At 65.7% G+C, this 12892-nt stretch carries 14 protein-coding genes and 1 pseudogene; 5 read left to right on the forward strand and 10 right to left on the reverse strand.

What is annotated here, in order from left to right:
* Positions 1 to 17 precede the first annotated feature (17 nt).
* Positions 18 to 1121, forward strand: coding sequence for an acetate/propionate family kinase (locus G545_RS0106015; protein WP_036135620.1), 1104 nt, complete (start codon positions 18 to 20; stop codon positions 1119 to 1121).
* 68 nt (positions 1122 to 1189) lie between these two features.
* Here the strand turns inward: G545_RS0106015 and G545_RS15940 are convergent, their stop codons facing one another.
* Genes G545_RS15940 through G545_RS0106025 form a run of 3 tightly spaced genes read right to left on the reverse strand, consistent with a single transcriptional unit; the run spans position 1190 to position 2051 of the window.
* Positions 1190 to 1402, reverse strand: coding sequence for a GDCCVxC domain-containing (seleno)protein (locus tag G545_RS15940; protein ID WP_081677752.1), 213 nt, complete (start codon positions 1400 to 1402; stop codon positions 1190 to 1192).
* Positions 1395 to 1685, reverse strand: coding sequence for a heavy-metal-associated domain-containing protein (locus tag G545_RS0106020; protein ID WP_027069598.1), 291 nt, complete (start codon positions 1683 to 1685; stop codon positions 1395 to 1397). Before G545_RS0106020 ends, G545_RS15940 begins: the two co-directional genes overlap by 8 nt.
* A 9-nt stretch (positions 1686 to 1694) precedes the next feature.
* The gene (locus tag G545_RS0106025) at positions 1695 to 2051 is read right to left on the reverse strand and encodes a mercuric transporter MerT family protein (RefSeq protein WP_027069599.1); all 357 of its coding nucleotides are present in this window, start codon (positions 2049 to 2051) and stop codon (positions 1695 to 1697) included.
* Between the two features lie 43 nt (positions 2052 to 2094).
* Between G545_RS0106025 and G545_RS15250 the strand changes: the two genes are divergently transcribed.
* A complete protein-coding gene (locus G545_RS15250) occupies positions 2095 to 2526 on the forward strand; it encodes a MerR family transcriptional regulator (RefSeq protein WP_036135621.1) in 432 nt (143 codons plus the stop codon).
* A gap of 19 nt (positions 2527 to 2545) precedes the next feature.
* On the opposite strand, the pseudogene G545_RS13790 reads toward G545_RS15250, so the two are convergent.
* Positions 2546 to 3146 (reverse strand): annotated as a pseudogene (locus G545_RS13790) (manganese efflux pump MntP).
* A 56-nt stretch (positions 3147 to 3202) separates the two neighbouring features.
* Positions 3203 to 3823, reverse strand: coding sequence for a cation transporter (locus G545_RS13795; protein ID WP_036135634.1), 621 nt, complete (start codon positions 3821 to 3823; stop codon positions 3203 to 3205).
* 94 nt (positions 3824 to 3917) lie between these two features.
* Between G545_RS13795 and G545_RS0106055 the strand changes: the two genes are divergently transcribed.
* A complete protein-coding gene (locus tag G545_RS0106055; RefSeq protein WP_027069602.1) occupies positions 3918 to 4313 on the forward strand; it encodes a MerR family transcriptional regulator in 396 nt (131 codons plus the stop codon).
* Between the two features lie 7 nt (positions 4314 to 4320).
* Here G545_RS0106055 and G545_RS0106060 read toward each other — a convergent pair whose 3' ends face one another.
* From G545_RS0106060 to G545_RS0106080, 5 genes are read right to left on the reverse strand one after another with little or no spacing between them, the layout of a single operon-like run.
* Positions 4321 to 4911: a cation transporter gene (locus G545_RS0106060; RefSeq protein ID WP_081677753.1), complete on the reverse strand. Its 591-nt coding sequence runs from the start codon at positions 4909 to 4911 to the stop codon at positions 4321 to 4323.
* A 1-nt stretch (position 4912) separates the two neighbouring features.
* Positions 4913 to 8089 carry an efflux RND transporter permease subunit gene (locus G545_RS0106065; RefSeq protein WP_027069604.1) on the reverse strand — a complete coding sequence of 1059 codons (3177 nt, stop codon included), beginning with the start codon at positions 8087 to 8089 and terminating at the stop codon, positions 4913 to 4915.
* Positions 8090 to 8111: 22 nt separating this feature from the next.
* The gene (locus G545_RS0106070; protein ID WP_027069605.1) at positions 8112 to 9083 is read right to left on the reverse strand and encodes an efflux RND transporter periplasmic adaptor subunit; all 972 of its coding nucleotides are present in this window, start codon (positions 9081 to 9083) and stop codon (positions 8112 to 8114) included.
* Complete coding sequence (locus G545_RS0106075) at positions 9080 to 10360, reverse strand: TolC family protein (RefSeq protein WP_027069606.1); 1281 nt, start codon at positions 10358 to 10360, stop codon at positions 9080 to 9082. The genes G545_RS0106070 and G545_RS0106075 overlap by 4 nt, the downstream gene beginning before the upstream one ends.
* 56 nt (positions 10361 to 10416) lie before the next feature.
* Positions 10417 to 10803 carry a hypothetical protein gene (locus tag G545_RS0106080; protein ID WP_027069607.1) on the reverse strand — a complete coding sequence of 129 codons (387 nt, stop codon included), beginning with the start codon at positions 10801 to 10803 and terminating at the stop codon, positions 10417 to 10419.
* Between the two features lie 378 nt (positions 10804 to 11181).
* On the opposite strand from G545_RS0106080, the gene G545_RS13800 reads away from it, so the two are divergent.
* Together G545_RS13800 and G545_RS13805 are read left to right on the forward strand one after the other, a co-directional pair.
* The gene (locus G545_RS13800; protein ID WP_231553143.1) at positions 11182 to 11655 is read left to right on the forward strand and encodes a DUF932 domain-containing protein; all 474 of its coding nucleotides are present in this window, start codon (positions 11182 to 11184) and stop codon (positions 11653 to 11655) included.
* 16 nt (positions 11656 to 11671) lie between these two features.
* Entirely contained in the window at positions 11672 to 12712 is a 1041-nt protein-coding gene (locus G545_RS13805) for a hypothetical protein (protein ID WP_154656521.1), read from the forward strand.
* Positions 12713 to 12892 lie beyond the last annotated feature (180 nt).

Consider the following 12892-nt stretch of genomic DNA (forward strand, 5'->3'; position numbering starts at 1 on the left):
ATGACCTGGCGACACCTGTGACCACGCGCCGGCTTCTGGCACTCAACGTGGGCTCGTCCACCCTCAAGGGCGCGTCATACCTGTTGAACGCTGAGCGAACTGGCGCACAGCTTCGCGTCGTCGAGCAGTCCCGGGCCGAGATTGCAGTCGGCGTGGATGCGCAAGAGCGGCTCGCCGTCCTGGTGGAGGCGTTGTCCGAGCCGACTGGCGGCCTCGACGCGGTGGTGCACCGCTTTGTACATGGCGGTGACCTACGCGACGCCCGCGAACTCGACGATGGCATCCTTAGCCGATTGGAGGCATTGGTGCCGTTCGCACCCGTGCACCAGCCGGCGGCCCTTGCTTTCGCGCGTGCCGCGCGCATGCATTGGCCGCACGCCCGCCAAGGCGTGGCCTTCGATACCGCCTTCCACGCCTCACTCGCGCCCTGGAGCCGGCGCCTGCCCATCCCTGAGGCATGGGATGCACTCGGCGTCCGCCGCTACGGTTTCCACGGGCTCGCTTTCGCCTCCGCGCTTCGGATCGTGGCCAGCCACGACGCCCGAATCTTGCAGGGACGCGCCGTCTTCGCGCATCTGGGAGGGGGCTGCAGCGTCTGCGCCGTCGAGGACGGCCGCAGCCGCGACACCACCATGGCGCTCACTCCGATAGGCGGGATCCCCAGTCCCACCCGGTCCGGGGACATCGATCCCGGTGCGTTGCTGTACCTGCTGCGGCACGAGCGCCTGGATGCGCAGACGCTTGAAGATCAGCTGTCCCGCGCTGCAGGTCTCGCTGGCATCGCCGGGCATAGCGACATGCGCGTACTGCTCGCCGATCCCGATCCCCAGGCCCAGCTTGCCGTGGAGCTCTTTGCAATCCGGGTTGCACAATCGATCGCTGCCATGGCCACGGGCATCGGCGGTCTCGACCATGTCGTGTTTTCTGGCGGCATAGGCCATCGTGCGCCCGGCCTGCGGGCCCGGATCGTCGCGCATCTGGGCTGGCTCGGCCTGAAGCTCGCCGCTGGGGACAATGACGCGGGAGCCGCCAGGATCGACAGCGGGAGCGGGCCGGCCATATGGAACGTCGCGATCGACGAGGAGCGCGAACTGGCCGAATCAGCGTTGGCCTGGCTTTAGCGGCCCGCTGGCGCGCGTACTACCGGGCTGATCCGAAAGGCGCCGGGTGGCGCTGCCCGCAGATCAGATCAGCCGCAGCATGGTCTGCGTTGCTGGATGGGCGGACATGGCACGGTCCCGAACGAGCAGAACACGCAGCAGTCGCCTTGGTTGGGCCGCAGGACCACCCCACAGCCCGTGCACTCGTAGAAGAACTGACAGGCCGTGACCGGCATGGTCTCGGTCGCCCGGTGCCCGCATTCCGGGCAGGTCAAGGTGCTGACCAGTTCGACGTCACTCACCTGCGGTCCGCGCCTTAGCAGGGAATCCTGCCTCCGTGACCGCGCGCGCGATTGCGGACGTATCCGTCCGGTTCGAATCGAAGGTCACCGTGACTGATTCTTCCCGGGTGTCCACCTTGGTATCGGTGACGCCAGGTACTTTTTCCAGCGCCTTCCTGATGGTGATGGCGCAGGCGGGGCAGGTGATGTTCTCGGCATCGAGCACCACGACCGTCGCAGGCGCAGCTGCCAGGGCGGAGCCCAGGGAAAAAACAGCAATCGCGGTCAAAATCCACTTACGCATTGCATCTACCTACAGAATCCAGACGATGTAATAGGGAAAGAGCAGCAACAGGGCGATGATGGCCGTCGCCAGCCAGAGCCAGCGCCGCCTGCGTCGCACGATACTCGGATCGATGCAGCTGCCATCCACTGTGCACGGTGCCGTCGGTCGATACACCATCCAGAACGCCACGGCCAGGGACAGGACGGCAACAGCGCTGAACCAAGGCCTCAGGGGATCGAGCGCTGTAAGGATGCTGATCCAGGCGCCGCTGATTCCCATGAGCACGAGCACCAACGGCACGACGCAGCAGACCGAGGCGCCGACGGTAGCGAGGCCAGCGCCAACTAGGGCGGTGACCGGAGATTTCGGGCGCGCACGTGACATGCTGGCTATAGTAGCTTCCGTACCATGGTACGGAGTCAAGACATTGGGCATCCTGACGCTGACCATTGGGCGGCTCGCAACGGCCGCCAACGTGAGCGTGGAGACGGTCCGCTATTACCAGCGCCGCGGGTTGCTTCCGGAACCTGAGCGTCCGGCAGGCGGCATACGACGTTACGGTCCTGATGACGTCAGGCGACTCCAGTTCATCTGCCGCGCGAAAGCCATGGGGTTCAATCTCACGGAGATCGAGGCGCTCCAACAGGTGGTCGGGGCGTCTTCGTGCAAGCAGACGCAACTTCTCACCGCGCGCAAGCTGGCCGATGTCCGCAGACGGATTTCCGGTCTCCGGAAGTTGGAGGCCGATCTGGAAAAGCAACTCGGCAAGTGTGTCCAGGCACCCGCGGGAACGCCCTGCCCAACCCTTGACGTGCTGAGCGGGGGAAACGTCGCTCTGGATCAGCCGCGTTCCCGATAGGCACCGGTGCACGACACAGTCAGATCCCCGTGACGAACGGCAGCGACATCGCGGCACCGGCACCGGCACTGACTGCACTGATATGGCTGTTGAGGATCAACGCACCCACAGCGATAAGCACCAGGCCGCCCGCGATCTCCGCACGCTTTCCGATCAACGTACCCAATACCCGGCCAGCCATCACCCCAACGTGACCAGCGTGAACGTGCATAGGCCACCACGGCAACCAGAGCGATGTTGACCTCGACAAAGGCCAGCCCGACACCCACCGCCATGACGTCGATGATCGTGGCCAAACCCGCGAGTGCCACCGCAAGGAGGCTGCCGTTTGTCGTGAATCCGAAATCTTCCTCGTCCTCTCCGCTCCCGGGGACGGCCTTGTAGATCATGTGCAGGCCGAATGCGATCCGATGCTCCCATGCCTCGAGGTAACGCGCTGCCACCGAGCCGAGCAGCCAACCAATGACCGGCGTGAGCGCTTACACGTCACCGAAGATCAGCCCGATGCGGAGCGCCTCGGACCAGCGGGGCCTGGCCATGCCGGCCCCCTTCTCCAAGGCGGCGGCAAAGGCATCGGTGGCCATGGCAAGGCCGAGCAGGACAATGGAGAACAGCGTCATGGCAACAGGAAGGTCGGAACCGGGCGGACACGCGAACGGCAGACGCGCACCGTGTCCTATCCTTCGGCCCTGTACTCACGCCACGCCGAACGCAGCACGCGCAATGCCGAGCGCAGGAACATCACCAGCAACGCCGCGCCAATGACCAGGTCCGGCCAGCCCGCATCGAACAGCCACACACCGGCAGCCGCGAGCAGCACAGCAAAGCCTTCGTACACGTCGTTGCGCGAGCACTCCCACGCCGATGACATGTTCACGTCGCCAAAGCGGTACGGGGTCAGCAGCCACAGGCACAAGGCGTTGAACGCAAGGTTGATCACGGCGGCAATGCCGATGGCCTCGAAGATGGGCACCTCCGGATGGGCAAGGCGCCAACCAATCTGGATGGCGACCGCGACTGCGGCGCCGAGGATCAGCAAGCCCTTGACCAGCGCGACCTTGGCCTTGGCGCGCAGGCTCGCGCCGATCACTGCCAGGCTCAGCAGATAGGTCAACGCATCACCGAGGTTATCCAGGCTGCCCGACAGCAACGAGGACGAGCCGCTGTAGATCGCCGCCGTGATCATCATCACGAAGGTGGCGATGTTGATCGCCAGAACGATCATCAGCACGCGCCGCTGCCCCGCCTCCAGGGCGCGGACATCCACCGTGCTTCCGCAGCCGCACGAATCACTCATGATCATGTCTCCAGGTCGAGCGGGCGTCCGAGGATTTGCGGCCCGCTTCCAGGTCGACGATCCTAAACCCTGGAGTCGCTACAGGGTCAAGCCCATGAAGATTGGAGAGGTTGCGGAGCGCAGCGGGTGCCATCCCGAAACCGTGCGCTACTACGAGCGCATCGGCTTGTTGCCTGCCCCGCCGCGCACGGCGGGCGGGTATCGCGACTACCGTCCCGCCGACGCGGATCGATTGCGCTTCATCACCCGCGGCCGCGAGTTGGGCTTCTCCCTGGCGGAAATCCGCAGCCTGCTGGGCTTGGCCGAGGATGACGAGTTGTCGTGCCAGGATGTTGACCGGCTTGCCCGCGAGCACCTGCTGGACATCCAGACCAGGCTCAGCGACCTGCAGCGGATGGCCTCGGAGCTCGAGCGGGTGATCGGCAGCTGTAGCGGCGGTGAGCGCGGCCAGTGCGCCATCCTCGACACACTGCGGCACCCGCCATCCTAGGCTGACATCAAGCATCCTCCCCACGAGCATCCCGCAGGATCTCGATGCCACCTTTCAGGGCGATTGCCGCCACTGCGAGGCCGACGACCAAGTCGGGCCAAGCCTGCCCGGTCCAGAGCACCAGTCCGCCACCCACGAGCACGCCTGCGTTGGCGATGAAATCGTTGGTGCTGAAGGTGGTCGCGGCGCGCACGTTCACGTTGGCCTGCCGGATTTTCTTGAGCAGCCACACGCATGTCGCGTTTACCAGGCCGGCCCCCAACGCCGTCACCATCATCGTCGTGCCAATGGGCTCGGCCTCACCCAGGAACCGACGGCCCACGTCGAGCAGGATCCCAGCGGCGAACAGGATCAACAACCAGCCGGATACTTTGGCCGCCGACCGTTTCCAGGCTTGTGAGCGACTAAGTGCGAGCAGGGTGATGATGTAGACGGCGCTGTCGGACGCATTGTCCAGTCCATTTGCGATCAGGGCGCTTGAGCCGGCGGCGACGCCCGTGACCCCGAACCCCGCGGCAAGCGCCAGGTTCAGGGCGAGGACGATCAACAGGATCCGGCGCTGGCGCGCGTCGTGTATCTCGATCTTCTCTTCGCTCACGTCAAATTGCCTCCAGTTGCGGCTTCGCTGCGTCGCCGCGGTGCAGAAGTCGGTAGAGGGTGGGCAGGACCAGCAGGGTGAGCAGCGTCGAGGACACGATCCCGCCGATCACCACGGTGGCGAGCGGACGCTGCACCTCCGCGCCCGCGCCGACATTGAGCGCCATGGGGACGAACCCGAGCGACGCCACCAGCGCCGTCATCAAGACCGGCCGCAGCCGCCCGAGCGCGCCGTTGAAGACTGCGTCGTCCAACGACTGGCCTTGCTCGCGCAGGTTTCGGATGAAGGCGATCATGACCAGGCCGTTGAGTACGGCCACGCCGGACAGCGCAATGAAGCCAACCCCGGCAGTGATCGACAGCGGAATGCCGCGCAGCGCCAGTGCGGCCACGCCGCCGGTCAGCGCCAGCGGCACGCCGCTGAACACGATCACCGCGTCCTTGGCCGAACCAAACGCCATGAACAACAGGCCGAAGATGAGGATCAGGGTCACCGGCACCACCACGGCGAGCCGCTGGCTGGCCGAGATCAACTGCTCGAACGTGCCGCCGTAGTCGATCCAGTAGCCCTCGGGAACGTTCACCTGTTGCCCCACCCGCTGCTGCAGCTCTTCGACGAAACTGCCCAGGTCGCGATCACGCACGTTGGCAGTGACCACCACCCGGCGTTTTCCGTTCTCGCGGTTGATCTGGTTGGGCCCCAGCAGGCTCTCGATCTTCGCCACCTCGCGCAGCGGTACGGTCCGCGCGGTCGCCCACCGTGGCTCCAGACTCGACCGGTCCGCGTTCGCAACGTCGGACAAGGGGATCGGCAGATCCTGGAGGGCGGTCGGATCGACACGCATCTGTTCCGGCAACCGGACCACGATGTCGAACCTGCGGTCGCCCTCGAACAGTTGGCTGGCAACCTGTCCACCGACTGCGGTGGCAACGGTCTGCTGCACGATGCCCGGATTCAAGCCGAAGCGCGCCAGCGCCGCACGGTCCGGCACGATCGTCAGCAGTGGCAAGCCGGTGGCCTGTTCGGTCTTGACGTCCGCCGCGCCCTCGACCTGCCTGGCAACCGCCTCGACCTCTTTGGCCACCTCGACCAGCGTGTCCAGATCATCGCCGAACACCTTGACCGCCACGTCCGCACGCACGCCGGAGATCAGCTCGTTGGTCCGCATCTCGATCGGCTGCGTGAACTCATAGTTGTTGCCTGGAAGCGTCGCCACCGCCGCCTCGATCTCGTCGATCAGCACGTCCTTGGGCTTGCGTGGATCGGGCCATTGCCCGCGTGGCTTCACCATCAGGAAGGTGTCGGCGACGTTCGGTGGCATCGGGTCGGTGGCCACCTCCGCCGTGCCGATCTTGCTGAAGACCCGCTCCACTTCGGGAACCTGCATCAGCCGCTCCTCCACGGCGAGCTGCATCTTGACCGACTGCTCCAGGCCCGTGCCCGGGATGCGGATCGCATGCATGGCGATGTCGCCCTCGTCCAGGCTGGGAATGAACTCGCTGCCCAGGCGCGTGGCGACCAGCAGGGACACGGCGACCAGGGCGAGTGCGCCGCCAAGGACCCAGTTCTGCCGGCGGAGCGACCAGGCCAGCAAGGGCTCATAGCGGCGCCGGGTCCACTGGACCAGCCGGTTCTCCTTCTCCTCGACGCGGTGGCCCATGAAGATCGCAATGGATGCGGGAACGAAGGTCAGCGACAGCACCATGGCGCCGGTGAGGGCCAGCACCACGGTGATCGCCATGGGATGGAACATCTTTCCCTCGATCCCGGTCAGCGCGAAGATCGGCAGGTACACCGCGGCGATGATGAACATGCCGAACAGGCTGGGCCGGATGACCTCGACCGTGGCGGTGGCGGTCAGGTCGTTGCGCTCCTCGCGTGTCAGCGCCCGACCAAGCCGGTGCTGCATTTCGCCGAACCTGCGCAGGACGTTCTCGATGATGATGACCGCGCCATCGACGATCAGCCCGAAATCGAGAGCGCCCAGGCTCATCAGGTTGCCGGAGACGCCGCCGCGCACCATCCCGGTGATGGTGAACAGCATCGCCAAGGGGATGACGGCTGCGGTGATGAGGGCGGCGCGGAAGTTCCCCAGCAGCAGGAACAGGACCACGATCACCAGCAGTGCGCCCTCGATCAGGTTCTTCGAGATGGTTCGCATGGTGCGTTCGACCAGCCCGGTACGGTCGTAGACCGCGGTTGCGGTGACGCCTTCCGGCAAGCTCAGGTTCGCATCCTGCAGCCTCGCCGCCGCGGCCTGCGCGACGCTGCGGCTGTTGGAGCCGACCAGCATCGACACCGTGCCCAGCACGACCTCCTCGCCATTCTGGGTGGCCGCGCCCGTACGAAGCTCCGGGCCTTCACCCACCTGCGCCACGTCGGCCACCCGGATCGGCAGACCGTCGCGCCGGTCCAGCACGATGTTGCGGATCTCGTCGATTCCGCCGACCTGGCCGGGCACGCGCACCAGGTACTGCTGGCCATTGCGCTCGATGTAACCGGCGCCCATGTTCTGGTTGTTCGCGGCCACCGCGTCGACGATGTCCTGCAGCGTGAAGTCGAGTGCGACCAGCTTGGACGGGTCCGGCGTGACGTGGATCTGCCGCTCGAAGCCGCCCATCGTGTTGACTTCGGTCACCCCGGGGGTGTTGCGCAGCTGCGGGCGGATGACCCAGTCCTGCAGGGTGCGCAGGTCGGTGGCGGTCCACGGCGTGCCATCCGGCTTGGCCGCGTCAGGCGCCGCGTCGACGGTGTACATGAAGATCTCGCCCAACCCGGTCGAGATCGGCCCCATTTCGGGCTCCAGCCCCTCAGGAATCTGCGAGCGGATCTGCTGCAGGCGCTCGGCCACCTGCTGCCGGGCGAAGTACAGATCGGTGCCGTCCTCGAACACCACGGTGACCTGCGACAAGCCATAGCGCGACAGCGAGCGCGTGTAGTCGAGCCGGGGCAGGCCGGCGAGTGCCGTTTCGATCGGGTAGGTGACGCGCTGTTCGGACTCCAGTGGCGAGTAGCCGGGCGCCTCGGTGTTGATCTGTACCTGGACGTTCGTGATGTCGGGGGTTGCATCGATCGGGAGCCGGGTGAAGCTCCAGATGCCCACGCCGATCAGCCCGAGGGTCAGCACCAGCATCATCCAGCGATGCCGGATCGAGAACCGGACGATCCGCTCCAGCAGGCCGGGCTGGCGGGCTGCGGCGTCAGTGGTCATGCGCCGCACCCGCCTTGCCGATGTCCGCCTTGATCAGGTAGCTCTCCGCGATGACCACCTCCTCGCCCTCGCTCAGGCCCGATAGGATCTGCACCTGCGTGGCATCGCGGGCGCCGAGTTCGACGTGTCGCGTCAGGTACGTTTCGCCTTCACGTACGAACACGGCCTCCCGGCCATCCATCGACTGCAGCGCGGTCAACGGCACCATCAGGTCCACCGGCTCCTGTGCAACGGTGATCCGTGCCTTGACTGCCGTACCCGGCCGCCATTGGCTGTCGGCGTTGTCGATCGTTGCGCGAGCGACCGTGCTCTGGCTGGCCGTGGCCATGCCCGGGAGCACACGTTCGAGCGTGGTGAGGACCGTCTCGCCATCGCTCACGCGGGTGACCGTCACCGGCACGCCCGGCTGGATGTGCTGGGCGTCGGCGCCAAAGATGTGGAGGTCGACCCAGAGCTGCGAGAGATCGGCGATCTCGAACAGCGGCGCGCCCTCACCGGCCAGGCCGCCGACCGAGGCACTGCGCTCGACGACGACGCCGGAGATCGGCGCGGCGACGCTGTAGGTGCTCAGGCTCAGGTTGCTCTCGATCGTCGCCAGTGTCTGGCCGGCGCGGACCTGGTCGCCGACGTTGGCGCGCAGCGAACGGATCGGGCCAGGGAAACGGGCGGTGACCTGCGCAACACGACCCTCGACCGGGGTCAGCAGGCCTTGCACCTCATGCTCGTCGGCGATCACGCCGGGGCCGGCGGGCTGGGTCTTGATACCGGACTTTTCAGCGACGTCCGCAGCGATGACCGTGCTGGCGACTTCATCCGCTTCATGACCGTGTTCGTCGGCCTCGGTTCCGTGGTCGGCGGCCTCGTCCGCATGAGCGTCCTCCGCCGGCTGGTCTGGCTCGCCACCGCAGGCTGCGAGGAGCAAGGCCAGCGCGAGTACCGGGATCAGGTGGACAGGCTTCATGGGGTTGCTCCTTGGTTGTCTTGCGGGCCGGAGCCGGCGACGAATGCCTGGCCGGTCAGCCGCTGGATCTCGACCAGGGCGCGCTGGGCTTCCAGCGCCGCCTCCAGCTGTTGTTGCCGGGCGGCGGCGTGCTCCGCCTGCAGGCTCGACCATTCCAGATAGCTGGCGGCGCCTGCGCGGTATGCGGTGGCGGCTGCGGCTTCGGCCTTGGCCAGACGTGGGAGCACGTCCTCGCCCAGCCGCTGCGCTTCCAGGCGGGCCACCATGAAGCGGCCATGCGCCTCGGCGAGGGTGGAGTAGAGCGACAATCCCGCGGCTTCCCGTTCTATTTCCAATGCGGTGAGCTCGGCGCGTGCGGCACGGATACCCGGCTGTGCCCGGCGGGTGCTGCCCAGCGGGATCGAGACACTGCCGACCAGGCCGAAGTCATCGCCATCGGTCATCCGCCGGACGCCAACCTGCCAGTCGAGGTCGGGGGTCGCCTCGCTGCGCGCCAGCTGCAGGCGCGCCTCGCCAATGCGCTGCTGGTCGACGAACTGCGCCAGCTCGGGGGTGCGTTGCAGCCAGTCGGCGAGCACCGCGAAGTCCGCGACCTGGGGCACCGCCAGCGGATCGCCCCCGGCGATCTCGAATGCGGGATCGCGCTCGCCCCACAGGGCCGCAAGGTGCTGGCGCGCAGCCTCCTCACGTTGCCGGGCTCGGGCGTGATCCAGCTCGGCCCGCGCCAGGGCCGCCTGGGCGGTGAGCACGACCGACTCGGGCGAAGCGCCGGCTTCGTGACGCCGACGTGCCGCAGCGACAGTGCGCTCGCGCTGGTCGATGTCCAGCTGCGCAAGTTCGCCTTGGCGTTGTGCACCGACCACCGCCAGGTAGCGACGGGCCACTTCGGCCAGGAGATCCAACCGCCGCGCCTCGCGCCCGATGGCCAGCGCATCGATCCGGCTTTGCGCGAGCGTGCGCCGGGCATCGAGCTTGCCGCCGCGCTCCAGCACGGAGGCGAGGCTCAACGTGATTTCGGCGCCATCCAGGCGGCTGGCCGGGCCGGTACCGAGCACGTTCTCGAGCTCGGCTCCAGCGACCAGTGCCGGGCGCAGGGAGGCACGATCCAGCTCGGCTTCCAGCGCCTCCTGGCGGGCGCCGAACAGGCGCAGATTGGGATGGGCCTCAGAGACGCGGAGGAAGGCCTCGTCCAGGCTGAGGGGGTCGGCGGCGTGCGTGGGGAATGCCACGGCACACACGGCGACGAAGGCGGCCAGGGCCGCTGATCGCAAACGCATGGGGGTTGCTCCGATGAATCGAATTGACGGGAGTCGGCATCAGGCCGACGGCGCGGTCATCCGAAGATCGGAGGCTTGAAGGGGTTTGGCAGGCGCACTGCAGGCGGGGCTGAAGCCTTGGCGATTGCCAACCGTCCGGCCATGGCCAGGGCCGGAACGTGTTCCAGCACGGGCAGCACTGCCGCGGCCGTGCCGCAGCAGTGTGCAAAATCCAGCAGCACGTGCAACGTCTCTGACCCGTCGTGCTCACCGGCCGCGGTGAGTTCCGCGTCTAGCCCGTTGGCGTGCAGGCCGTGGCTGTGCATGCCCGAAGGGTCGTGTGTGAACTCGTGCATCTCGCCAGCGGCTGCCATCACCGGCTGCAGCACCAAACCCAGCGAAAACAGCCCCAGCACGAGAACGCGCAGGAACGGCAACCAGCGATGGCGGGACACGTGGACCATGACTGCGGCACGATACCCACGGGACGTCCGTTACACAATTTCATTGGTGCAGATCAAGAGCCGCGCACCCGCGCTTGGACGAGCGAACTTAGTGGATTGAAGGAGATTTCGGACACATATCACCAAAGTGAGCTCAGGGGATCCTGTGTTTACGTACCGGCGTTCCGGCTGCAACGCCCGTAGGAGACATCCATGTTTCCACACAAGACAGACACTTTGACCTGCGTGCTGGTCGTCACGGCTGCTGTACTGGTCGCCTTCGCCAAGTGCGCGGGTTGCACCTCCAAGTTCCCTTGATTTCACACTGACAGGCACGACGCGAAAGGCCCGGAACCCCCGGGCCTTTCGGGTTTGTGTGCCGCTTGAAAGGAGTTCGACATGCATCTCGTAGAGACAATGGCGTACGCAGGCGAGAAGCCTTGGCACGGCTTGGGCAACAGGTTGCCTGCCGATCAGTCGATCGATGGCTGGAGGGGAAGTGCCGGTATGGACTGGTCGATCGAGGAGGCCGAGGTCCGCTTCATCACTGGGCAGAACGGCATTGGCACGATTAACGCGTTTCCTGAGCAGAAGGTCCTGTACCGCTCTGACACCAAAGCCCCCCTGTCGGTAGTCAGCAAGCGCTTCAAGGTGGTCCAGCCCGGGGAGATCCTGGAGTTCTATCGGGACCTGACCGAGGTCGGCGGCTTCGAGCTGGAGACGGCCGGCGTCCTGCGGCAGGGGCGGAAGTTCTGGGCGCTGGCCAAGACGGGCCAGAGCACGATGTTCTCCACGACACCTAATCCATTGAACTGGATAGGGTTCCTTGACTCCGTCGCGGGGTATCGCAGCAACCGAGGGAGTGCGGCTTAGCAAAGTTTCGTGAACAGTGGCCTGGGCATCGGGACTTCCTGATGTCTGCTTTCCCACCATGAAGGCTGGGGAGGCGTACAAACTAGCGCGCTCGTACGGCTCGCTCGCTCTAAAATGGGCAGGCGAGCTGATTGATGAAGCCCTTGTCCGGCGTGATCTGCGCTTCCTCCAATTGGCGCCGGAGACGGTTGATGCGCTCGGTAATACGCTGAGCGCCACTCAGCATTGGTTTTCTCTTCTGGGGCTGTGCACGGCCGAGTCAGGTGTGTTGGTTCGGAGCCAACCTGGCCGGACTCTTCGGTGCATTCGGCCGATGGGGGAGACATCAAGGGTCTTATTCCGCCCCGGACATCCTTTAGATGGGATTCTCCCGCCCCCCTATCAGCACGCTGCTGAGTTTGAAGTCAAGGTCGATGTCAACAACATCGTGGTGGAGACCCACTTCATTGACGAGCTGAAGGCGTTCGTGGCTGGGGCCATCCCGGACGATGATCGGCACAGGCTCGGGCACGATGCGCCGGCCGTGCTTCATGTCTATCGTGCCGCCCAGAAGTACTCTGCCACGCTCGCCGCTCTGCATCGGGGAAACGCCCCGAAGGACAAGGAGCGGCTACGCGCGGCGAGAGAAATGGTAGACAAGTTCCTGGCGAGGCACGGGGGGGCATTCAAGACCAAGAGAGTCCGAAATGTCGTGTTTCGTGTCATTGACCCCAAGCACGCATGGGGGCGCGGCCCCGGTGCGACTTCATTCAAGGCGCTTGCGTCGAACTTGGGCTTGGAGCGCGAGTTCGATGGCGAGCCGTATGTGACGGATCCGCTCGGAATTCTGATCACGATGGCAAAGGACATCATTCGTGCACATGCGCAGGCCGACGCCGCAGGTCCCCACTGGTCCCGATCGCACATAGCCACGATGGACGAGTTGTCGGCCATGGGGTTCAAGGGAAATGAAGTCCAGGACGTGCTCGCTGGTGTGCTGCGACGCTCTCTGAGTCAGAGCCCGGTGACAGCATCCCGGTCCGTAAAGAAGTCCGACCCCTTTTACGACGCCACGTGACATGGCTTGCGTTGGTAGATCTGTCACCCTGCGGACTGCGACCGCATCGTGTGTAGAATGCCCGACGACTGGGAGCTGAGAGGTTGCCCATCGTTGCCCGGATGGTGAAATTGGTAGACACAAGGGACTTGAGCAATTTGAGCCCCTTGAGGGAAACCTCAGGGGTGTAACCCGTCAAAC

This window comes from Lysobacter defluvii IMMIB APB-9 = DSM 18482 (assembly GCF_000423325.1).
Classification (GTDB): domain Bacteria; phylum Pseudomonadota; class Gammaproteobacteria; order Xanthomonadales; family Xanthomonadaceae; genus Novilysobacter; species Novilysobacter defluvii.

What these genes read in the sequence shown, in the direction of transcription:
- G545_RS13800 (WP_231553143.1), top strand. Translation starts at nt 11,182, where the DNA reads ATGCATCTCGTAGAGACAATGGCGTACGCAGGCGAGAAGCCTTGGCAC.
- G545_RS13795 (WP_036135634.1), bottom strand. Translation starts at nt 3,823, where the DNA reads ATGAGTGATTCGTGCGGCTGCGGAAGCACGGTGGATGTCCGCGCCCTG.
- G545_RS0106020 (WP_027069598.1), bottom strand. Translation starts at nt 1,685, where the DNA reads ATGCGTAAGTGGATTTTGACCGCGATTGCTGTTTTTTCCCTGGGCTCC.
- G545_RS0106070 (WP_027069605.1), bottom strand. Translation starts at nt 9,083, where the DNA reads ATGAAGCCTGTCCACCTGATCCCGGTACTCGCGCTGGCCTTGCTCCTC.
- G545_RS0106075 (WP_027069606.1), bottom strand. Translation starts at nt 10,360, where the DNA reads ATGCGTTTGCGATCAGCGGCCCTGGCCGCCTTCGTCGCCGTGTGTGCC.
- G545_RS0106080 (WP_027069607.1), bottom strand. Translation starts at nt 10,803, where the DNA reads ATGGTCCACGTGTCCCGCCATCGCTGGTTGCCGTTCCTGCGCGTTCTC.
- G545_RS0106055 (WP_027069602.1), top strand. Translation starts at nt 3,918, where the DNA reads ATGAAGATTGGAGAGGTTGCGGAGCGCAGCGGGTGCCATCCCGAAACC.
- G545_RS0106025 (WP_027069599.1), bottom strand. Translation starts at nt 2,051, where the DNA reads ATGTCACGTGCGCGCCCGAAATCTCCGGTCACCGCCCTAGTTGGCGCT.